Here is a 21,601-nt window from a genome sequence, read left to right as displayed (position 1 = left end):
TCGTGGCGACACTCTTTATCGCAGATCTGCATCTGCAAACAGAAGAACCGGCGATCACCGCCGGTTTTCTGCGTTTTTTACGGGGCGATGCCCGCAGCGCCGACGCGCTGTATATTCTGGGCGACCTGTTTGAAGCCTGGATTGGCGACGACGACCCGAACCCACTGCACCAGGAAATGGCCGCCGCCATCAGGGCGTTGGTCGATTCCGGCGTCCCCTGCTACTTCATCCACGGCAACCGCGACTTTCTGCTCGGCAAACGCTTCGCCCGGGCAAGCGGGATGACGCTCCTGGCGGAAGAAAACGTGCTCGACCTCTACGGCCGCCGGGTGCTGATTATGCACGGCGACATGCTGTGTACCGACGATGCCGGCTATCAGGCCTTTCGCGCTAAAGTCCACACGCCGTGGCTCCAACGGCTGTTTCTCGCCCTGCCGCTGTTTATCCGCAGCCGTATCGCCGTGAAAATGCGCGCCGGAAGTCAGGCCGCCAACAGCACGAAGTCCGTGACCATCATGGACGTCAACCCACAAGCGGTGATCCACGTGTTGGAAAAACACCACGTTCAGTGGCTGATTCACGGCCATACCCACCGTCCCGACGTTCACACGCTCACCGCCAACGGCGAACCCGCACATCGCGTGGTGCTGGGCGCCTGGCATGAAGAAGGTTCGATGGTGAAAGTCACCGCGGACAGCGTCGAACTGATCGCGTTTCCATTCTGAATCCTCCCGTTCGTTTGCCCTGTTCTTGACCACGCAACCGTTTTCCTTGCCGGTTTATCATGCTATTCTCTGTGCCCTCGAAAGCAGTGTGTTTCGCACCACAGGAGTTTTAAGACGCATGTCTTCCCGCAATAATCCGGCGCGTGTCGCCATCGTGATGGGGTCCAAAAGCGACTGGGCTACCATGCAGTTCGCCGCCGAAATCTTCGAAATCCTGAATGTTCCACACCATGTTGAGGTCGTTTCCGCACACCGGACGCCCGATAAGCTGTTCAGCTTCGCCGAAAGCGCAGAAGAGAACGGCTACCAGGTGATTATTGCCGGTGCGGGCGGCGCTGCGCATCTGCCGGGAATGATTGCCGCGAAAACGCTGGTGCCGGTACTGGGCGTACCGGTACAAAGCGCGGCGCTGAGCGGTGTCGACAGCCTCTATTCGATTGTACAGATGCCGCGCGGCATTCCTGTCGGCACCCTGGCTATCGGTAAAGCCGGGGCGGCGAACGCCGCGCTGCTGGCAGCGCAGATTCTGGCAACGCACGATACAAGCCTGCGCCAGCGTCTGGCCGACTGGCGTAAAGCGCAAACTGACGACGTGCTGGATAACCCGGATCCACGGGGTGCGGCATGAAGCAGGTCTGCGTTCTCGGCAACGGTCAGTTGGGCCGCATGCTGCGCCAGGCGGGTGAACCGCTGGGCATCAGCGTCTGGCCAGTGGGGCTGGAGGCCGACCCGGAAGCCGTGCCGTTTCAGCAAAGCGTGATTACAGCGGAAATCGAGCGCTGGCCTGAAACCGCGCTGACCCGCGAACTGGCGCGCCACAATGCGTTTGTGAACCGCGACGTTTTCCCGATCATCGCCGACCGCCTGACGCAGAAGCAGTTGTTCGATAAGCTGAACCTCGCCACCGCGCCGTGGCAGTTGCTGGCGGACAAAAGCGAATGGCCAGCGGTGTTCGATAAACTGGGCGAGCTCGCTATCGTCAAGCGCCGTACTGGCGGCTATGACGGCCGCGGCCAGTGGCGCCTGCGCGACGGCGAAACCGAAGAGTTGCCTGACGACTGCTACGGCGAGTGCATTGTCGAGCAGGGCATCAACTTCAGCGGCGAAGTCTCGCTGGTGGGCGCCCGGGCGCAGGATGGCAGCACCGTGTTCTATCCGCTGACGCATAACCTCCACCAGGACGGTATTCTGCGCGTCAGCGTGGCGTTTCCGCAGGCGAATGCCCAGCAGCAAACCCAGGCGGAAAGCATGCTGTCGGCCATTATGCACGAGCTGAACTACGTCGGCGTCATGGCGATGGAGTGCTTTATCACGCCAGCCGGTCTGCTTATCAACGAGCTGGCGCCGCGCGTGCACAACAGCGGGCACTGGACGCAGAACGGCGCCTCCATTAGCCAGTTCGAGCTGCACCTGCGCGGCGTGACCGATCTGCCGCTACCGAAACCGGTGGTCAACAGCCCGTCGGTGATGGTCAATCTGATCGGTACCGATCTCAACTACGACTGGCTGAAGCTGCCGCTGGTCCATCTGCACTGGTACGACAAAGAGGTACGTCCGGGCCGCAAGGTGGGGCATCTGAACCTCAGCGATTGCGACGCAGGCCACCTCAGCGCTACGCTGGAGGCGCTCATCCCACTGCTGCCGCCGGAATACGCCAGCGGCATCGCCTGGGCGCAAAGCAAGCTCAGCGCCTGATACGCTATCTTTGACCTTTCTTGCCGGGGGACTTCCCCGGCATGCCCTCCGGCGCGTAAAATCCCGTCCATGCATGTTGAAGAAGGATTTCCTGATGAAAGATGGGATGGATCACCGCGCGCTGCTTACCGCCGGTACACCCATAATTGACGTTCGCGCCCCGGTTGAGTTTGCCCAGGGCGCGATGCCCGGCGCAATCAACCTCCCGCTGATGAACGACGACGAGCGCGCCGCAGTCGGCACCTGCTATAAACGCAACGGCGCCGACGCGGCGCTGTCGCTCGGCCACCAGTTGGTGAGCGGCGAAACGCGGCGGCAGCGACTTGACGCCTGGCAGGCGGCAATAGCGCAGTATCCCGACGCCTGGCTGTGCTGCGCGCGTGGCGGACAGCGATCGCACATCACCCAGCGCTGGCTGCGGGAAGCCGGTGTGGACGTGCCGCTGGTTGCTGGCGGCTATAAATCTCTGCGTCAGGCGGCGATAAGCGCCACCGACGAGCTGGTGAGTCAGCCTGTCGTGCTTATCGGCGGCTGTACCGGCAACGGTAAAACCCAACTGGTGCGCACACAGCCGCTCGGCATCGATCTTGAAGGGTTGGCGCATCATCGCGGCTCTTCGTTTGGCCGCACGCTGCAACCACAACTGCCGCAAGCAAGCTTTGAAAACCATCTCGCCGTCGCCCTGCTGCAAAAAGCGCAGCAGCGGGAAGAGGTGCGCTGGGTACTGGAAGATGAAGGCCATATGATTGGCGCCAACCACCTGCCGGAAAGCCTGCGCGAGCGCATGGCGCAATCGCCGATTGCGGTCGTGGAAGATGCGTTCGAGGTTCGCCTTGCGCGTCTGCAGGAAGAGTACTTTACCCATATGCATCACGCGTTCACCGCCGCCTATGGCGAGGAGCAGGGCTGGCAGGAGTACAGCGAGTATCTGCATCACGGCCTGTTCGCCATCCGTCGCCGATTAGGGTTACAGCGTTTTGCCCAGCTGACAGACCTGCTGGATACGGCCCTGCTGGCGCAACAGCGCACCGGAGCGACGGACGTGCATTTCTGCTGGCTGGAGCCGCTGCTCAACGAGTATTACGACCCGATGTACACCTGGCAACTGGAGCGAAAAGCCGACAAGATTGTGTTTCGCGGTGGATGGGATGATGTATCAGAATGGCTTGTATCCAGGATGTGAAATCATTACATTGAATTATTTATTAAAGTAAAAACATTTATTTACTGAAATCAAACGATAATCCTATTTAAATAGAGTGAGCGATATCTTTGATGTCGTTCACTCTTTATCACTTGGCATCATGATAATAGTACCTCCACATCATCAAGGGAGTGACTAAATGACACACCACGGGAATGTAAAATACAAACCAATAGATAATGGTCAAGCAAGAATTTTAACGTTGGGTGAAATTCATCTGGCTACAACGCTTTTCAATTACAGCATTCGCTATAATGAAGTGTGGATCCATCGGGGGAGTTACCTTCCCTTTAATCTTCAAAATAATATGTACGCCATGACACCAAATGGTGAAATATGGTTTCAGGAGGGGGTTTATAAAGATGATTATTTCTCATCAGATTACTCAAGTCAGCACTTATTTTTGCATGAAATGATGCACGTCTGGCAACATCAACGGGGGATGTGGGTAAGAACACGTGGAGCGTTTTCATGGGCTGTAGACTATCACTATAGTCTGGATAAAGACAGATTAAGTGATTATGGATTAGAACAACAGGCGAGTATAGTCAGTGATTACTGGTTATTGATCCACTATGGCTTTTGGGGACATATGGCAAATGTTCACTACCGCGATTATGATCCTACAACACCCGAAAAAGAGCTAATTATAAAATATAAGAATGTGTTGAGAGATTTTACGTTATGAAAATTATAACTATAGCTTTACTATGTTGCCCTCTCTCCGCTTGTTTAGTCGGTGAGGGTTTCCCATTCACGGTGGAGCGCGGAGTTATTATTGATCATGACAGAATTTGTATAAGTATCGATAAAAAAGATATTGTAGATTTTTATAGCTTGTCCTCATCAAAGGATAATTATAAAAAAGAAATAATTAATACCGGAAATGCAGTTTTAAATTATACATACCCACAATCATGTTTTCTCGCACCGCTGCAATTTGGGTACGAATATACTTTACTTTATACAATGAACGGTCAGACCTATCGTTATGAGTTCTTTATCGACCTTAATGGTCAGATTTTCCATAAAAAATAAGGAGATCGATATGTCATTACCCGCTTATTTGTTTTTATACGACACAAATGGAGTACAGATAAAAGGAGATTGCTCGCTACTGATGAGAGAGGGGGCGATTGAAATTATGAGCAGCCAACATAACATATCCCAATCAGCAGATGCATATACGGGTCGCCTGACAGGAACAAGAATGCATGATGCTTACACTCTACACAAGCAAATAGATAAAACAAGCCCCCTACTTAACAACGCTGCATGCACAGGGCAAGTGTTCCTGAAAGCAGAAATTAGATACTACGCCATCAATTCTGCGGGAATAGAATATGAAACATATCGCATAACCATGGAACGGGTTGTTGTTACATACGTGGCTTTTTCTCATGCCTATATCCCTGGTGCAATTACACCAAACATGCTAGAAATCATAGGGCTCAGATATAATAAAATTGAATGGCATTATGTCACAGGAAACATAAAATATGAAGACTCATGGTTGAGTTCATCTGAAGCTAACAAATAAGATCGTACCCGTTGATAAAGTGGACAGGAGCGGAATGAATCACGCTCTCATTCGTCGTTACGGATTCAGGACGCCAATCCTGGAACCTGCTTTTCAGGTTCGAAGCGATAATACACCTGTATGTCCATACAACGATTTCTTTTATACGAAACTGGAAAGCTGCTCGCAAATGTGAAATACGCAAAGAAAAGATCGGCCAAAAAAACAGCGGCATTCGTACTTCTGCCGGGTGGCGCTACGCTTACCCGGCCTACAAAACCTTGCAACACGCGCAGGATGTAGGCCTGATAAGCGTAGCGCCATCAGGCAATTTCAGCAGAATGTCCGCCCCAATATATCCTACACGCTAAACTGCCGGAACAGCGCCTTACCTTTCAGCAGGCGCAACCCAAGCCAGCCGCCGCACAGCGACAGCAGCACGCCGCCGCACAGCGGCAGCGTCACCCACAGCCGCCAGTCGGGTTCCCAGGGGAAGTCAAAGACCTTCGTTTGCAGCAGCGCCAGCGCCGTTTCAGCGCCGATGGCCGCCACCAGCCCCGACACCAGCCCCAGCAGAGCAAACTCCGCCCACAGTGTGGTACGCAGCAGCGATTTCCCAGCGCCAAGCGTTCGCCAGACCACCAGTTCCTGATGACGCTGACGCATCCCCACCTGCACCTGGGCCAGCAGCAGCAGAATACCGCAGGCGGTCACCAGCACCACCATCACCTCCAGCGCCCGGCTCACCTGCCCCAGCACCTGCCCGACCTGCTTAAGAATGGCGCCAATATCCAGCAGGCTGACGGTCGGAAACTCACGGTTAAGCTGGGTCAGCAGCGCAGTGTCGCGATCCCAACGGAAGCTGGTCAACCAGCTCTGCGGCTGACCGTCCAGCGCGCCGGGCGGGAAAATAAAGTAAAAGTTCGGCCGCAGGCTCTCCCAGTCCACCTTCCGCACGCTGGTCACCGTGGCGCTAAAATCCTGGGTATCGCCGGTAAAGGTCATCCGGTCGCCGAGGCGTATCTGCAGGCGTTTTGCCAGCCCTTCCTCAATGGACACCTCCCCCGCTTTTGGCGGCCACTGTCCGGCCACAACCTCATTATGCTCAGGGCGCGCGCTTTGCCACGTCAGGTTCAGCTCACGGTTCAGCGCCTCTTCCGGGTTGCCCTCCGTCGGCTGGTTATTGATAGCCGTCAGACGCGCGCGTACGACCGGGTAGAAAGCGGAGGGGATCACCTGGCGCTCCGCCAGAAACCCCTTCAGCGGGCTGACCTGATCAGGCGCGATATTGATCAAAAAATAGTTCGGGCTGTCCGGCGGCAACTGCTGCTGCCAGCGTTCGAGCAGATCGCCGCGCAGCACCAGCAGGAGCGCCAGCAGCATAAAAGAGAGCGAGAAAGCCGCCAGTTGGCTGAGGGTTGACCACGGCTGGCGCAGCAGACGATTCACCGCCAGGCGCAGCGGCAGCGCTTTTAGCGTCAGGCGCTTGAGCACATTGAGCAACAGCCAACCCACGACACCGCACAGCAGCCCCAGCACCACGGCCCCCGCCAGCACAGACCACAGCAGCACGCTGCCGCCCATCAGCCCGGCCAGCAGCAGCACAACCACCACGCACACCAGCGGAATGTAGACCTGCAGCGGCCAGACCTGCGCCACCACGTCGCGGCGCAGGACGCGCAGCGGCTGCGTCGCCAGCAGCAGACGCCACGGGCGCAGCCCCACCAGCAGCGAAATCACCACCATCGCGCCTGTCGCCCATAGCGACGGCCAGAGGCTGGCTGGTGGAAGCGCCGCCGGTAGCACCGGTTTTAGCAGCACCATCAGGATGTTTTCAAACAGCAGCCCCATCGCCCCGCCGGTTGCCAGCGACATCGCCAGCAACAGCACCCACTGCCCGAGGATAAGCTTACGCAGCTGCGCGCGACCCGCCCCCAGCGTTTTGAGGACAGCCACCAGGTCGTAACGGCTGCGGCAATAGTGCCCCATCGCCACCGCCACCGCCGCCACCGCCAGCAGCAGGGTCAACAGCGCCGAGAGCAGCAGGAACTGCTGAGAACGCGCCAGCGATTTGCCCAGCGCGCCTTCGTCCTGATCGAGGCCAATCCAGCGTTGTTCCGGGCTCAGTTGCGGCAGCAGCCACGCCTCATAGGCCGCAAGTTGCGCCGGAGTGCCGCCGAATTTATAACGCCAGCCGACGCGACTGCCCGGCTGCACCGCGCCGGTCTTTGCCACATCGACCACGTTCATCATCAGCCGGGGCGCCATCTGAAACGGGTTAAAGCCCGAATCCGGCTCCTGAATAACCTCGCCGGCAATCCGCAATGTGGCGTCGCCGACGTCGATCGTGTCACCGGTTTTCAGGTTCAACAGCGCCATCAACCTCGGCGCCAATAGCACGCTGCCCGCCTGCGGTTTCAGGCCCGGCGGCTCAGTTTGCAGCTCGCCGTACATCGGATAGACGTCATCGACCGCCTTTACGTTCGCCAGTTGCGGCGTGTCCCCGGCGTAGGTCATGGTGGTGAAGCTCAGCTGTTCGCCCACCTTCAGCCCCAGCGCGCGGGCTTTTTCCAGCCATGCCTGCGGCGCGGGTTTGTCTGTGCGCAGGGTACGGTCGCCAGCCATAAAATCGCGGCCCTGCTGGCTGAGTCCTTTGTCCATACGGTCGCTGATGTTGCCCAGCGCCAGCACGCAGGCCACCGCCAGGCTCAGCGCCATCCAGACAATCAGCAGCGACGGCGAACGCCACTCCCGCCAGAACCAACGCGCGATCATGCTTCCTCCTGCAACTGCCCGTTATTCAGGCGCAGGCGGCGATCGCAGCGCGCCGCCAGGGTAAGATCGTGCGTCACCAGAATCAGCGTGGTGCCATGCTCGCGGTTGAGCGAAAACAGCAGATCGGCGATGCGATCGCCCGTCTGGCGGTCAAGGTTGCCGGTGGGTTCATCGGCGAACAACAGCGACGGGCGGCCATTAAAAGCGCGCGCCAGCGCCACGCGCTGCTGCTCGCCGCCGGAAAGCTGCGCCGGAAGGTGGTGCAGTCGCTGGCCGAGCCCCAGCTGTTCCAGCAGCGCTTTGGCCCCCTGCCGTCCCTGGCGGTCGCTTTCGCCGCGCAGCAGTGCGGGAAGCTCGACGTTCTCCAGCGCGTTAAGCGTGGGGATCAGCATAAACGACTGGAAAACAAAACCGACATGTTCCGCGCGCAGCCTCGCCCGCGCCTCTTCATCCATCGCGTGCAGCGGCTGCCCGAGCAGCGTCACTTCGCCGCTGCTGCCGTCGTCCAGCCCCGCCAGAATCGCCAGCAGCGTTGACTTACCGGAGCCGGACTCGCCAATCAGCGCAATGGTCTGGCCCCGTTTGACAAGCAGCTCAACTCCGGTGAGGATGGAAAGCTCCTGCTCCCCCTGACCGACAGATTTCTTAAGATGATGAACTTCAAGTATGTTTTCCGCTGGCATGTGCCTTTCCTGTTTCTGGTTCTGTTAACCTGCCGTACTGCGTTTGCTGACACCCTGCTGGTGCTGGGCGACAGCCTCAGCGCCGGCTACCGCATGGCGGCGAATGCCGCATGGCCTGCACTGCTGAATACGAAATGGCAGCCGAAAACCGACGTCATCAACGCCAGTATCAGCGGGGACACCTCGCAGCAGGGGCTCGCGCGCCTGCCTGAACTGCTAAAACAACACCAGCCTCGCTGGGTACTGGTGGAGCTTGGCGGTAACGATGGCCTGCGCGGATTCCCGCCGCAGCAGACGGAAGCGACGCTGCGCACCATCCTTAAGGATATCGAAGCCGCCAACGCCAGGCCGCTGCTGATGCAAATTCGGCTCCCGGCTAACTATGGCCGCCGTTATAATGCCTCTTTTAGCGCGATATATCCGAAGCTTGCCAGTGAATTTAATATTCCACTGCTCCCCTTCTTCATGGAGGAGGTTTATCTGAAACCGCAGTGGATGCAGGACGATGGTATTCACCCCAATCGTGACGCACAGCCGTTTATTGCTGACTGGATGGCGACACGTCTGGCTCCCTTAGTTAATCACGACTCCTGATAATCCGGGGTCGTCTTCAGGTAAAGTTATGCAAAAAACGGTCTTAATTACAGGATGTTCCAGCGGTATTGGCCTGGAGAGCGCGCTAGAGCTTAAACGTCAGGGATTTCGCGTACTGGCCGCCTGCCGCAAACCGGACGATGTTGCCCGGATGTCAGGCTTAGGTCTGACCGGCATTCTGTTAGATCTGGATTCACCGGAAAGCGTCGAACGGGCCGCTGATGACGTCATCGCCCTGACGGATAACCGGCTGTTCGGCATTTTCAATAACGCCGGATACGGGGTCTACGGCCCGCTGTCGACCATCAGCCGCCAACAGCTGGAGCAGCAGTTTTCCACCAACTTTTTTGGTGCGCACCAGCTCACCCTGCGCCTGCTCCCGGCGATGCTGCCGCACGGCGAAGGACGTATCGTGATGACCTCATCGGTGATGGGGCTTATCTCTACGCCCGGTCGCGGCGCCTATGCGGCAAGCAAATATGCGCTGGAAGCCTGGTCAGATGCGCTGCGCATGGAACTGCGCTACAGCGGTATCAAAGTGAGCCTGATTGAGCCGGGGCCGATTCGCACCCGCTTTACCGACAACGTCAACCAGATGGATGCCGACAAACCGGTCGAGAACCCGGGCATCGCCGCACGCTTTACCCTTGGCCCGGAAGCGGTGGTGGAAAAAGTGCGCCACGCGTTCGTCAGCGACAAACCGAAAATGCGCTATCCGGTGACGCTGGTGACGCACGCCGTTATGCTGCTTAAGCGCCTGCTGCCAGGCCGGATGATGGATAAAATCTTACAGGGCTGAGTTGAAGGCGCGCCGCGCCGCCCCCATGTCATGGGGAAATCGACAAACGAGATAAAAACATGTCAGTACAGAATATCGTCAACATTACCGAAGCTAACCTGCACCAGACGCTGGAACAGTCTGTCGCCACTCCGGTGCTTTTCTATTTCTGGTCCGCACGCAGCCAGCACTGCGAGCAACTGACGCCAGTGCTGGACAAACTGGCAGCCCAGTACAACGGGCAGTTTATTCTCGCGAAAGTGGACTGCGACGCCGAACAGATGATCGCCTCGCAGTTCGGTCTGCGCGCCATCCCGACCGTGTACTTGTTCCAGAACGGCCAGCCAGTGGACGGTTTCCAGGGCCCGCAGCCGGAAGAGGCGATCCGCGCCCTGCTCGACAAAGTGCTGCCGCGCGAAGAAGAGTTGAAAGCGCAGGAAGCCATGGCGCTGATGCAGGAAGGTAAACACGCAGACGCGCTGCCGCTGCTGAAAGAGGCCTGGCAGATGTCAGGTCAGGACAGCCAGATTGGCCTGCTACTGGCGGAAACCCAGATAGTCCTGCACCGTACCGACGAGGCGCAGGCCACCTTAAAAACCATTCCTTTGCAGGATCAGGACACCCGTTACCAGGGGCTGGTCGCGCAAATTGAGCTACTGAAACAGGCCGCCGACACGCCGGAAATTCAGCACCTGCAACAGCAGGTCGAGGCACATCCGGACGATGCGGCGCTGGCGTCGCAGCTGGCGTTGCAGTTGCATCAGGTCGGGCGTAACGAAGAAGCGCTGGAGCTGCTGTTTAGCCATCTCAAAAAAGACCTCGGCGCAGCAGACGGTCAGGCGCGTAAGATGCTGCAGGAAATTCTGGCGGCGTTGGGCACCGGCGATGCGCTGGCGTCGCAGTATCGCCGTAAGCTCTATTCGTTGCTGTATTAATCGGATTACCCTCTCCCGCCCGTGTACGATCCGGGAGAGGGTAACCGCAGCACGCTATGATTTCTTCAGTTGCGTCACCACCAACTGGTGGCGGGCGTTGTAGAACTTGCGGTAAGTCAGATAGCAGCCGATGATGGTCGACAGGCTGGCCGTCGACAGCAGCATAAACGTCACCATAATCTGGTACTTAATCGCTTTTACCGGGTCAATCCCGGCGAAAATCAGCCCCGACATCATGCCCGGTAAGCTCACCAACCCCACCGTTTTTGCCGAATCGACCGTCGGAATAAGCGATGCGCGAATACTTTCGCGAATCAACCGCGCCGAGGCCATTTTCGGCGTCGCGCCCAGGCTGAGCTTTTCCTGAATCTGCTGCTGCTCGCTGCGAAAACGCTGGCCCAGATTGTTGTAGCACAGTCCTACCGCGATCATCGCGTTACCGGCGATCATCCCGGAAATGGGAATCACCTGCATCGGCGTAAAGCTTATCGATCCCGAAAACACCAGCACCGCCAGGGTAAGCGCCGTACCGGTGGTAATGGCAATAAACGACGAAGTAAACGCTTTATCGATATACCGGCTGCGCTTCTGGGCATTCCAGGCCGCGTTAAAACAGATAAACAACACCATCAGCAGCGTCAGCACCGCGTGGTTGACGTTAAAGATGTACTTCAGCACATAGCCGACAATCACGAGCTGCACCACCGCGCGGCAGATGCTCCAGATGATGTCTTTTTCCAGCGCCAGTTTTTCCCGGTAGCTGACGACGATCGCCACCAGCACCAGCACCATCGCAAACGCCAGCGATTCGTTAGTAATATTATGCTCGTTCACGCGTACTCTCCTGCATTTCACCCGCGTTCGCCGCCAGCGTAATGACGCTATCCGCATGGCGGATTTCGCCCCGATCGTGCGTGACCCACAGCACGGCAATATTTTTTTCCGCCGCATAGTGGTGAATAATATCGTTCACCTTATGCTTATTTTCTTCGTCCAGCGCGCTGGTAATTTCGTCGAGTAATAATACTTTCGGCAAAAACTGTAAATTACGAATGAGCGAGACCCGCTGTTTTTCTCCACCGGAAAGTTCAGTAATGGATTTTTCCAGCGTCTCCGCCGCTAAACCGAAGCGGGCTAAATCAGCGAGCAGCTTGTCGGGTTCCGGACGCTGATTGCGGATCTGCCACGGGAAAATGAGATTGTCGTAAACGGTATCGCCAAACAGCGCGGGCGTTTGCGTGCAGTACGAGACCTGCTGGCGGTAGTGTTCCGGCGACAGACGCTCGATATCCGCCCCGTCAAACAGCAGCGTGCCGGAGGTCGGGCTAATCAACGAGGCGATGATTTTGAGCAGCGTACTTTTACCGCAGCCCGACGGACCGGTAATCAGGGTAAATTCGCCTTCCCGCAGCGTCAGATTGATATCGCGCAAAATAGTATTATCGCCGATGCGATAACCCACCTGTTTTAATTGCAATATTTCCTTCATGGTCTATCCGTTTTATCTGTACTAAACCTTACCTATTGTATCCATTATTGTTTCGCAGCGCTGAAGATAAAAGATATACTTTATCTGAGGTCATTCAGGTAAAAACAGGAGGTTTTTGATGCTCGTATTTATTCCCGTCTTGATTTTTGTCGCGCTGGTGATTGTCGGCGCAGGGGTGAAGATCGTCCCCCAGGGCTTTCAGTGGACGGTTGAACGCTTTGGGCGTTATACCAAAACGCTGCAGCCAGGTCTGAGCCTCGTGGTGCCGTTTATGGACCGCATCGGTCGCAAGATTAATATGATGGAGCAAGTGCTCGACATCCCCTCGCAGGAAATCATCTCCAAAGATAACGCCAACGTCACCATCGATGCCGTCTGCTTTATCCAGGTGATCGATGCGCCGAAGGCCGCCTATGAAGTCAGCAACCTGGAGCTGGCTATCATCAACCTGACCATGACCAACATCCGTACGGTGCTCGGCTCCATGGAGCTCGACGAGATGCTCTCTCAGCGCGACAGCATTAACACCCGCCTGCTGCATATCGTCGACGAAGCCACCAATCCGTGGGGCATCAAGGTCACGCGTATTGAGATTCGCGATGTGCGTCCCCCCGCTGAACTTATCTCCTCGATGAACGCCCAGATGAAAGCGGAACGTACCAAACGCGCCTACATTCTGGAGGCCGAAGGGGTGCGTCAGGCGGCAATCCTCAAGGCGGAAGGGGAAAAACAGTCGCAGATCCTCAAAGCCGAAGGCGAGCGTCAGTCAGCATTTTTGCAGGCTGAGGCGCGCGAACGCTCCGCCGAGGCGGAAGCCCGCGCAACGCAGATGGTGTCTGAGGCGATCGCAGCCGGGGATATCCAGGCGGTGAACTACTTCGTGGCGCAAAAATACACCGATGCGCTGCTGCATATTGGCTCTGCCAATAACAGTAAGGTGGTCATGATGCCGCTGGACGCCAGCAGCCTGATGGGGTCGATCGCCGGGATCACCGAACTGGTCAAAGACAGCGCCGACGCGCGGAAAAAACCATGATCGACGCGATCCTCATTTATCCGCATGTTTTCTGGCTGAGCCTCGGCGGTTTGCTGCTGGCAGCGGAGATGCTGGGGGGAAATGGCTATCTGCTCTGGAGCGGCGTCGCGGCCCTCGTCACCGGGCTGGTGGTATGGGTGCTGCCCGTCGACTGGGCGTGGCAGGGCGCGCTGTTCGCCGTGCTGACGCTGCTCGCCGCCTGGCTGTGGTGGCGCTGGCTGTCGAGCCGGGTTAAACAGCAGCAAGCGGCAGACAGCCATCTTAACCAGCGAGGCCAGCAGCTGGTCGGTATGCGTTTTACGCTGGATAGCGCACTCTACAACGGCCGCGGACACATGCGCGTCGGCGACAGCTCGTGGCCGGTCAGCGCAGACGACGACTTGCCCGCGGGCACCCATGTGGAGGTTATCGCGGTAGAAGGCATCGTATTGCGCGTGCGCGCCTGCCCCCACCGCGAATCCTCTTAGTGGCCTGAGCTTGACTTAGGGTGGTGACAGCCGCCAGCGAGATTGTCGATAATCGGACAATCGGCGCTGTCATCGCCAGGGCAAGCCTGCGCCAGCGCCAGCAGCTGTTTACGCATGCTCTGCAACTCTTTGATATGCCGCTCGATATCGGCCACCTTTTGCAACGTACGCGCTTTTACATCGGCGCTATGGCGCTTTGGATCGTTAAACAGGTTCACCAGCTCGCCGCACTCTTCCAGGTTAAACCCCACCTGTCGCGCCTGGCGCAGTAGCGTCAGCTCATCGAGATGCTTTTGCGTGTAGCTACGGTAGCCGTTGTCGCCACGCAGCGGCGGCGTCACCAGCCCTTTCTCTTCATAGAAGCGAATCGCCTTACTGGTCAGGCCGGTTTTTTTCGCCACATCGCTAATATTCACATTTCCTCCTTGACCTTCCCCTTGATGGAAGGTTTAACCTTCATAACAGTTAGATAAAAGCATTATGTCGGTCAATATCTGACCGGGTAATTATAAAGGAGTTTTGTTATGTCTCACACTATCGATCTCACGCTCGATGGCCTCTCCTGCGGCCACTGCGTTAAACGCGTGAAAGAAAGCCTTGAGCAACGTTCCGACGTTGAGCAGGCCGACGTCACCGTGACCGAAGCGCACATCACCGGCAGCGCCAGCGCTGAACAGCTGATTGAAACCATCAAACAAGCCGGATACGGCGCGGTCGTCAGCCACCCAAAGGCTAAACCGCTGGCAGAGTCATCAATCCCGTCGGAAGCGCTGACAGCGGCCCACCCTGAGCTTCCGGCAGCTGACGATATTGATGACAGCCAACAGCTGTTGATCAACGGTATGAGCTGCGCCAGCTGTGTCTCCCGGGTGCAAAACGCCCTTGCGGCAGTGCCGGGAGTCTCACAGGCACGGGTAAACCTGGCGGAACGCACCGCGCTGGTGATAGGCAGTGCGTCCGCGGCAGAATTAGTGCAGGCGGTGGAAAAAGCGGGTTACGGCGCCGAGGCCATCGAAGATGACCAGGAGCGTCGCGAACGCCAGCAGCAAACCGCCGTCGCCACCATGAAACGTTTTCGCTGGCAGGCGGCCGTCGCCCTGCTCGTCGGCCTTCCGCTCATGGTCTGGGGGATGATCGGCGATAACATGATGGTCACCGACGCTAACCGCTCCCTGTGGCTCGCCATCGGCCTGCTGACCCTCGCGGTGATGGTCTTCGCGGGCGGCCATTTTTACACCAGCGCGTGGAAGAGCCTGAAAAACGGCGCCGCCACCATGGATACGCTGGTGGCACTGGGCACCGGCGTGGCGTGGCTTTACTCCATGAGCGTCAACATCTGGCCGCAGTGGTTCCCAATGGAGGCCCGGCATCTCTACTATGAAGCCAGCGCCATGATCATTGGTCTGATTAACCTCGGCCACATGCTGGAAGCCCGCGCTCGCCAGCGCTCGTCGAAAGCGCTGGAAAAACTGCTCGACCTGACGCCGCCCACCGCCCGCGTGGTCACTGAAGAGGGTGAAATCACCGTGCCGCTGGCGGACGTTCAGCCCGGTATGACGCTGCGCCTGACCACCGGCGACCGCGTCCCTGTCGATGGCGAAATTACCCAGGGCGAAGCCTGGTTTGATGAAGCGATGCTGACCGGCGAACCGGTGCCGCAGCAAAAAGGCGATGGCGAAAACATTCACGCCGGGACCGTCGTCCAGGACGGCAGCGTGCTGTTTCGCGCCAGCGCCGTCGGTAGCCATACCACGCTGTCGCGCATTATTCGCATGGTGCGCCAGGCGCAAAGCAGTAAACCGGAAATCGGCCAACTGGCGGACCGTATTTCGGCCGTGTTTGTCCCGACCGTGGTGGTCATTGCGCTGGTAAGCGCCGCCATCTGGTACTTTTTCGGCCCGGCGCCGCAAATTGTTTATACCCTGGTCATCGCCACCACGGTGCTGATCATCGCCTGCCCGTGCGCCCTGGGGCTGGCAACGCCAATGTCGATTATCGCAGGCGTGGGTCGCGCGGCCGAATACGGCGTACTGGTGCGCGATGCCGATGCCCTGCAGCGCGCAAGCCAACTGGACACGCTGGTATTCGATAAAACCGGCACCCTGACCGAAGGGAAACCGCAGGTCGTCGCAGTCACCACTGCGAACGGCGTGGACGAAGCGCTGGCCCTGCGTCTGGCAGCCGCGCTTGAACAAGGCTCCAGCCACCCGCTGGCGCACGCCATTCTGGAGAAAGCCGCAGACCAGGCATTGCCGCAGGTCAGCGATTTCCGCACCCTGCGCGGCCTTGGCGTCAGCGGCAGCGCGGAAGGCCACACGCTGCTGCTCGGCAACCAGGCGCTGCTCAACGAGCATAATGTCGATACCGCATCGCTTGCCGACGAGATTCAGGCGCAGGCCGCCCGCGGCGCAACGCCAGTATTGCTGGCCGTCGACGGTGTTGCCGCCGCGCTGCTGGCCATCCGCGATCCGCTGCGTGAGGACAGCGTCAGCGCGCTGGCGCGCCTGCACCGGGAAGGTTATCGCCTGGTGATGCTCACCGGGGATAACCCCATCACCGCCAACGCCATCGCCAAAGAAGCCGGTATTGATGAAGTCATCGCTGGCGTGCTGCCGGACGGTAAAGCCGAAGCGATTAAAAAACTGCAGGCGGAAGGCCGCCAGGTGGCGATGGTCGGCGACGGTATCAATGACGCCCCGGCGCTGGCCCAGGCCGAAGTCGGGATTGCGATGGGCGGCGGTAGCGATGTCGCTATCGAGACCGCGGCTATTACCCTGATGCGCCACAGCCTGGTCGGCGTTGCCGATGCGCTGGCGATTTCTCGCGCGACGCTGCGCAATATGAAGCAGAACCTGCTGGGGGCGTTTATCTATAACTCGCTCGGCATCCCGATTGCAGCCGGTATCCTCTGGCCGTTGACCGGTACCCTGCTTAACCCGGTCGTGGCCGGTGCGGCGATGGCGCTGTCGTCCATTACCGTGGTCAGCAACGCCAACCGCCTGCTGCGTTTTAAACCGAAAGCGTAACGGTCTTCCCCTGCGTTTTTGCGCAGGGGGATAGCATTGCGCCTCAGCGGGCAACGCGCTAGCATGAACCTTTCATCACGGAGCGCGTATGGGCCTGTCAGACCGAATAAAAATGCTGTGGCGTACCCTGATCGGGGCGTCTTATTCCTGGCCCGCGCTGGATATTCTCCTTCCTGGCAACCGCCACCTTCACCTCGTCGGCAGTATCCATATGGGCACCCGCGATATGTCCCCGCTGCCGCCGAAGCTACTGAAAAAGATCCACCAGGCCGATGCGCTGATCGTTGAAGCCGATGTCTCCGGCAGCGAAAGTCCGTTCGGCTCGCTCCCCGACTACCCGCCGCTGGCCGAGCGCCTGTCTGCCGACGACCTGCAAACGCTGGAGAAGCTAACCAACGAGCTGGGCCTGTCGCTCACACTCCTCGACAGCCAGCCGCTGTGGCAGATAGCCATGGTGCTGCAGGCGACCCAGGCGCAAACGCTGGGGCTGCGCGCCGATTACGGTATTGATTATCAGATGCTGAACAGCGTACGCGGTACGAATACCCGGGTGATTGAGCTGGAGGGCGCACAGAATCAGGTGGCGTTGCTGCGTCAGTTACCGGACGACGGGCTTTCGCTGCTGGAAGATACGCTCACCCACTGGCATACCAACGCCCGGCTGCTGCAGGTGATGATCGGCTGGTGGCTGGAACAGCCGCCAACCAATGCCGCCACCTCGCTGCCCAATACCTTTAGCGAGACGCTGTACGATGTGCTGATGCACCAGCGCAACCTGGCGTGGCGCGACATGCTGCTGGCCCTTCCGCCGGGGCGCTACGTGGTGGCCGTCGGCGCGCTGCATCTGTACGGAGAGGGTAATCTGCCCGCAATGCTCGCCGCCGCGATAAAATAAAAAAATGGCCAATATTTCTATTGGCCCGTCAAAGAGGAATTTCATCATTATTATTATCCCGGAGTTTGCACTCCGGATCCTCCGATTGTCGCTCAAAGTCACCACCACTGCCAACACTATTGCGCAAGATAATACTATTTTTTCAGCAACCATCAGGCGTATGCTTGCCTCACTTCAGGTAAGTAGTAAGAAGGATGGTTATGACTCCTGCCGTTAAGTTACTCGAAAAAAACAAGATTCCGTTTCAGATCCACACCTACGATCACGATCCCAACGAAACCAACTTCGGTGACGAGGTGGTGCGCAAACTGGGGCTGAACGCGGACCAGGTGTATAAAACATTGCTGGTCGCGATGAATGGCGATATGAAGCATCTGGCCGTGGCAGTGACGCCGGTCGCCACGCAGCTCGATCTGAAAAAAGTGGCAAAAGCGCTGGGCGCGAAGAAGGTGGATATGGCCGATCCCCTGGTTGCGCAGCGGACCACGGGCTATCTGGTCGGCGGCATCAGCCCGCTCGGGCAAAAGAAACGCCTGCCGACGCTTATCGATGCGCCTGCCCAAACGTTCGGTACGATTTATGTCTCCGGCGGTAAGCGCGGTCTGGATATTGAACTGGCGGCCGACGATCTGGCGAAAATGCTGGATGCTAAATTTGCGGATATCGCGCGCAGGGATTAACAAAACCCGGTGAGCATCGACTCACCGGGCCATTCCACCGTTACTGCCAGCTCACCTCGCCTTTCGGCTCATAAGCCCCCGCATCCAGCGGTGAGTTCTGCTCGATATACTGCTTAAGCACCTCAGCGTCGATAAACCCGGTATTCACATAGCCAGGCTTATTATCAATATGCGGATAGCCGTCGCCGCCGGTGGCGTTGAAGCTCAGCGTCGCCATCCGGTAGGTTTTCGCCGGGTCGACCGGTTCGCCTTTGATCTTAAGCGCGTCCAGCTTGCCGTCTTTCGCCACAAAACTGACGTTGGCGAACTGCGGGTAGGCGCCGGAATCCGGCTTCATTTGCGCAACAGCGGTCAGATACTCCGTGACCTCTTTGCCCGACATATCGACATAAACCAGCACGTTGCCAAATGGCTGTACCTTCAGCACGTCTTTATAGGTTATTTTCCCGGCGTCGATGGAATCGCGAATGCCGCCGCCGCTCATCACCGCAAAATCAGCATTGGTGCGCGCCATTTGCGCCGCCAGCAGCAGGTGTCCCATGTTGGTCTGCACGAAACGAACTTTGCCGCGATCGCCTTCAAGACGGCCGTTCACATCGCCGATTTTGACCTCCAACTGCGCCTTGCCTTTATTCTGGAACGGCGTCAGCAACGAGAGCATTTGCGGGTTTTCCGGGATCTGCGGCGTGTAGAGCACACGCTCGCTTTGCCCGTTATCGTAGGTCACTTTTTTCTTCAGGTTGACCGGGATCAGCTGATAATTCACCAGCTTCATCTCCCCGTTGCGGAATTCAAAATCCGCACGACCGACGTATTTGCCCCACTCATGGGCCTGCACAATCCAGATACCGTTTTGCCTGTCCGGCGCGCACGGCGTACCCGGCACATAGTCGACCTGCTTTTTGTTCTCCGAGGCCATGCACACCGGGTCTTGTGAGTGACCGCCCACAATCATCGCCAGCGAACCGGCAGGCAGGCTGCGGGCCATTTCAACATCTCCCGGCGCGTTGGAGCCGTGGTTGCCGTTGTCATAATGCCCCATGTGGGTCGCAGCGAGGATAATGTCCGGCTTCTGCGTTTGCTGCAGCTCCTGGATAACCAGCTTCGCTTCCTCAGCCGGTTTACGGAATTCGATATCGGTGAAGTACTCCGGGTTGCCGATTTTCGCCGTATCGTCGGTGGTTAAACCGATAACCGCGATCTTCAGCCCCTGGCGGTTAAACAGCGCCCATGGCTTAAACAGCCGCTCGCCGGTGCTTTTTTGGTAGATGTTGGCGGAGAGGAACGGGAACTTGACCCACTTTTCCTGCTGGCGCAGCACGCTTAACGGGTTATCGAACTCGTGGTTGCCCACGGCCATGGCGTCATAGCCTATCAAGTTCATGCCGCGGAAATCGGGTTCGGCGTCCTGCAGGTCGGACTCCGGTACGCCGGTGTTGATGTCGCCGCCGGAGAGCAAAAGTACGCTGCCGCCCTCTGCCGCTACCTCTTTACGAATGCTGTCCACCAGCGTTTTTTGCGCCGCCAGGCCATACTCGCCGTACTCGCTGCGCCAGAAGTGACCGTGGTGATCGTTGGTGTGCAGGATGGTTATCTTGTAGGTCTTATCCTGCTCATAGGCCTGTGCGGGCAGGCTTGCCAGCGACCACGCCGCCAGCATCGCCAGCGCGACGCCGCGTTGCAAAAATCTCATGTTTCTCTCCCTGACGTAATGACAAGTGCCGAAATTACAATGTGTAACAAAGATAGACAACTTTGTTTGCAGAATCGAGACTTCCTTCAACACGCATCGACAGGTATGTTAGTCAGATAATAATTACCCCCTGCACTTCCAATAACTTTAGACGTGGTATTTATGGCAATCAGTGAATCTACGCAGCCCATTCCGGGGACGCCGGCGTCGCCGCCAAAAGCGCGCACATCGTTCGGTATCCTGGGGGCCATCAGCCTCTCGCATCTGCTTAATGACATGATTCAGTCGCTGATTCTGGCGATCTACCCCCTTTTGCAGTCTGAGTTCTCACTCACCTTCGTGCAGATCGGGCTCATCACCCTGACCTTCCAGCTCACCTCCTCGTTATTGCAACCGGTGGTCGGCTACTGGACGGACAAATACCCGATGCCGTGGTCGCTCCCCATCGGTATGTGCTTTACCCTGAGCGGACTGGTGCTGCTGGCTCTGGCAGGTAGTTTTGAAGCGGTGGTGCTTGCCGCGGCGCTGGTCGGAACCGGTTCATCGGTGTTCCACCCGGAATCCTCCCGCGTGGCGCGCATGGCGTCCGGCGGCCGTCACGGGCTTGCGCAGTCGCTGTTCCAGGTGGGCGGCAACTTCGGCAGCTCTCTCGGCCCACTGCTTGCGGCGGTGATTATCGCGCCTTATGGCAAGGGCAACGTAGCCTGGTTCGTGCTGGCGGCGCTGCTGGCGATCGTCGTGCTGGCGCAAATCAGCCGCTGGTACGCCGCACAGCATCGTATCAATAAAGGCAAGCCGAAGGCGCCGGTGGTGAATCCCCTGCCGCGTAATAAGGTCATTCTGGCCGTCTGCGTACTGTTGTTGCTGATCTTCTCCAAATACTTCTACATGGCGAGCATCAGCAGCTACTACACCTTTTATCTGATGCACAAATTCGGACTGTCGATACAAAACGCGCAGATCCACTTGTTCGCCTTCCTGTTCGCTGTCGCGGCGGGGACGGTTATCGGCGGACCGGTTGGCGACAAAATTGGACGTAAATACGTCATTTGGGGCTCCATCCTCGGCGTGGCGCCGTTTACGCTGGTGTTACCGTACGCCACGCTGTGGTGGACGGGCGTCTTAACCGTGATTATTGGCTTTATCCTTGCCTCCGCGTTTTCCGCCATTCTCGTCTACGCGCAGGAGCTGCTGCCGGGGCGCATCGGTATGGTTTCCGGGCTGTTTTTTGGTTTCGCCTTCGGTATGGGCGGGCTTGGCGCGGCCGTTCTGGGCCTGGTTGCCGACCACACCAGCATCGAATTGGTTTATAAAATATGTGCTTTCCTGCCGTTACTTGGCATGTTGACCATATTCTTACCTGATAACCGACATAAAGCCTGACTTCCCGGCGGCTAAAGTGAAATC

At 57.8% G+C, this 21,601-nt stretch carries 22 protein-coding genes; 16 read left to right on the top strand and 6 right to left on the bottom strand.

Features of this window, described 5'->3' with window-relative positions; translation table 11 throughout:
- Positions 1–2 precede the first annotated feature (2 nt).
- From lpxH to JO226_RS05340, 7 genes are all read left to right on the top strand, one after another.
- Positions 3–725, top strand: a complete 723-nt coding sequence (gene lpxH / locus JO226_RS05370) for a UDP-2,3-diacylglucosamine diphosphatase (protein WP_293494332.1) — start codon at positions 3–5, stop codon at positions 723–725.
- A gap of 118 nt (positions 726–843) precedes the next feature.
- Positions 844–1,353, top strand: a complete 510-nt coding sequence (gene purE, locus JO226_RS05365) for a 5-(carboxyamino)imidazole ribonucleotide mutase (RefSeq protein WP_293494329.1) — start codon at positions 844–846, stop codon at positions 1,351–1,353.
- Positions 1,350–2,420: a 5-(carboxyamino)imidazole ribonucleotide synthase gene (gene purK / locus JO226_RS05360; RefSeq protein ID WP_293494326.1), complete on the top strand. Its 1,071-nt coding sequence runs from the start codon at positions 1,350–1,352 to the stop codon at positions 2,418–2,420. Before purE ends, purK begins: the two co-directional genes overlap by 4 nt.
- 94 nt (positions 2,421–2,514) lie before the next feature.
- Complete coding sequence (mnmH, locus tag JO226_RS05355; RefSeq protein WP_293494324.1) at positions 2,515–3,603, top strand: tRNA 2-selenouridine(34) synthase MnmH; 1,089 nt, start codon at positions 2,515–2,517, stop codon at positions 3,601–3,603.
- Between the two features lie 160 nt (positions 3,604–3,763).
- Positions 3,764–4,312 carry a type IV secretion protein Rhs gene (locus tag JO226_RS05350; protein ID WP_293494321.1) on the top strand — a complete coding sequence of 183 codons (549 nt, stop codon included), beginning with the start codon at positions 3,764–3,766 and terminating at the stop codon, positions 4,310–4,312.
- The gene (locus tag JO226_RS05345; RefSeq protein WP_293494318.1) at positions 4,309–4,662 is read left to right on the top strand and encodes a putative T6SS immunity periplasmic lipoprotein; all 354 of its coding nucleotides are present in this window, start codon (positions 4,309–4,311) and stop codon (positions 4,660–4,662) included. The genes JO226_RS05350 and JO226_RS05345 overlap by 4 nt, the downstream gene beginning before the upstream one ends.
- A 10-nt stretch (positions 4,663–4,672) precedes the next feature.
- Entirely contained in the window at positions 4,673–5,164 is a 492-nt protein-coding gene (locus JO226_RS05340; protein WP_293494315.1) for a type VI secretion system tube protein TssD, read from the top strand.
- Positions 5,165–5,503: 339 nt separating this feature from the next.
- On the opposite strand, the gene ybbP is transcribed toward JO226_RS05340, so the two are convergent.
- Positions 5,504–7,918 carry a putative ABC transporter permease subunit YbbP gene (ybbP, locus tag JO226_RS05335; protein ID WP_293494312.1) on the bottom strand — a complete coding sequence of 805 codons (2,415 nt, stop codon included), beginning with the start codon at positions 7,916–7,918 and terminating at the stop codon, positions 5,504–5,506.
- Positions 7,915–8,601, bottom strand: coding sequence for a putative ABC transporter ATP-binding protein YbbA (gene ybbA / locus JO226_RS05330; RefSeq protein ID WP_293494309.1), 687 nt, complete (start codon positions 8,599–8,601; stop codon positions 7,915–7,917). Before ybbA ends, ybbP begins: the two co-directional genes overlap by 4 nt.
- On the opposite strand from ybbA, the gene tesA reads away from it, so the two are divergent.
- From tesA to JO226_RS05315, 3 genes are read left to right on the top strand one after another with little or no spacing between them, the layout of a single operon-like run.
- The gene (gene tesA / locus JO226_RS05325; RefSeq protein WP_293494306.1) at positions 8,569–9,195 is read left to right on the top strand and encodes a multifunctional acyl-CoA thioesterase I/protease I/lysophospholipase L1; all 627 of its coding nucleotides are present in this window, start codon (positions 8,569–8,571) and stop codon (positions 9,193–9,195) included. The two genes, ybbA and tesA, sit on opposite strands and share 33 nt — an antisense overlap.
- A 28-nt stretch (positions 9,196–9,223) precedes the next feature.
- Positions 9,224–9,994, top strand: coding sequence for an SDR family oxidoreductase (locus JO226_RS05320; RefSeq protein WP_293494303.1), 771 nt, complete (start codon positions 9,224–9,226; stop codon positions 9,992–9,994).
- A gap of 59 nt (positions 9,995–10,053) precedes the next feature.
- The gene (locus JO226_RS05315; RefSeq protein ID WP_293494300.1) at positions 10,054–10,908 is read left to right on the top strand and encodes a co-chaperone YbbN; all 855 of its coding nucleotides are present in this window, start codon (positions 10,054–10,056) and stop codon (positions 10,906–10,908) included.
- A 54-nt stretch (positions 10,909–10,962) separates the two neighbouring features.
- Here the strand turns inward: JO226_RS05315 and fetB are convergent, their stop codons facing one another.
- Both fetB and fetA read right to left on the bottom strand, forming a co-directional pair.
- Positions 10,963–11,742: an iron export ABC transporter permease subunit FetB gene (gene fetB, locus JO226_RS05310; protein ID WP_293494297.1), complete on the bottom strand. Its 780-nt coding sequence runs from the start codon at positions 11,740–11,742 to the stop codon at positions 10,963–10,965.
- Positions 11,729–12,397, bottom strand: a complete 669-nt coding sequence (gene fetA / locus JO226_RS05305) for an iron ABC transporter ATP-binding protein FetA (RefSeq protein WP_293494294.1) — start codon at positions 12,395–12,397, stop codon at positions 11,729–11,731. The genes fetB and fetA overlap by 14 nt, the downstream gene beginning before the upstream one ends.
- Positions 12,398–12,515: 118 nt before the next feature.
- On the opposite strand from fetA, the gene JO226_RS05300 reads away from it, so the two are divergent.
- Together JO226_RS05300 and JO226_RS05295 are read left to right on the top strand one after the other, a co-directional pair.
- Complete coding sequence (locus JO226_RS05300; RefSeq protein WP_293494291.1) at positions 12,516–13,433, top strand: SPFH domain-containing protein; 918 nt, start codon at positions 12,516–12,518, stop codon at positions 13,431–13,433.
- On the top strand, positions 13,430–13,900 hold the full coding sequence (locus JO226_RS05295) for an NfeD family protein (protein ID WP_293494288.1): 471 nt from the start codon (positions 13,430–13,432) through the stop codon (positions 13,898–13,900). The genes JO226_RS05300 and JO226_RS05295 overlap by 4 nt, the downstream gene beginning before the upstream one ends.
- On the opposite strand, the gene cueR is transcribed toward JO226_RS05295, so the two are convergent.
- The gene (cueR, locus tag JO226_RS05290) at positions 13,897–14,316 is read right to left on the bottom strand and encodes a Cu(I)-responsive transcriptional regulator (protein ID WP_293494285.1); all 420 of its coding nucleotides are present in this window, start codon (positions 14,314–14,316) and stop codon (positions 13,897–13,899) included. The genes JO226_RS05295 and cueR overlap by 4 nt on opposite strands.
- A 108-nt stretch (positions 14,317–14,424) precedes the next feature.
- Between cueR and copA the strand changes: the two genes are divergently transcribed.
- The 3 genes from copA (at position 14,425) to ybaK (ending at position 18,501) form a co-directional block, all read left to right on the top strand.
- Positions 14,425–16,926, top strand: a complete 2,502-nt coding sequence (gene copA, locus JO226_RS05285; RefSeq protein WP_293494283.1) for a copper-exporting P-type ATPase CopA — start codon at positions 14,425–14,427, stop codon at positions 16,924–16,926.
- A gap of 88 nt (positions 16,927–17,014) precedes the next feature.
- Positions 17,015–17,821: a TraB/GumN family protein gene (locus JO226_RS05280; RefSeq protein ID WP_293494280.1), complete on the top strand. Its 807-nt coding sequence runs from the start codon at positions 17,015–17,017 to the stop codon at positions 17,819–17,821.
- Positions 17,822–18,021: 200 nt separating this feature from the next.
- A complete protein-coding gene (ybaK, locus tag JO226_RS05275; RefSeq protein ID WP_293494277.1) occupies positions 18,022–18,501 on the top strand; it encodes a Cys-tRNA(Pro)/Cys-tRNA(Cys) deacylase YbaK in 480 nt (159 codons plus the stop codon).
- 40 nt (positions 18,502–18,541) lie between these two features.
- On the opposite strand, the gene ushA is transcribed toward ybaK, so the two are convergent.
- On the bottom strand, positions 18,542–20,194 hold the full coding sequence (gene ushA, locus JO226_RS05270; protein ID WP_293494274.1) for a bifunctional UDP-sugar hydrolase/5'-nucleotidase UshA: 1,653 nt from the start codon (positions 20,192–20,194) through the stop codon (positions 18,542–18,544).
- Between the two features lie 162 nt (positions 20,195–20,356).
- Between ushA and JO226_RS05265 the strand changes: the two genes are divergently transcribed.
- On the top strand, positions 20,357–21,577 hold the full coding sequence (locus JO226_RS05265; protein ID WP_293494271.1) for an MFS transporter: 1,221 nt from the start codon (positions 20,357–20,359) through the stop codon (positions 21,575–21,577).
- Positions 21,578–21,601: the final 24 nt, after the last annotated feature.

Source organism: Pluralibacter sp., from assembly GCF_019237635.1.
Lineage (GTDB): Bacteria > Pseudomonadota > Gammaproteobacteria > Enterobacterales > Enterobacteriaceae > Enterobacter_B.
Note: the sequence above shows the minus strand (reverse complement) of the source record. Positions and strands in the feature narration are given on the sequence as shown.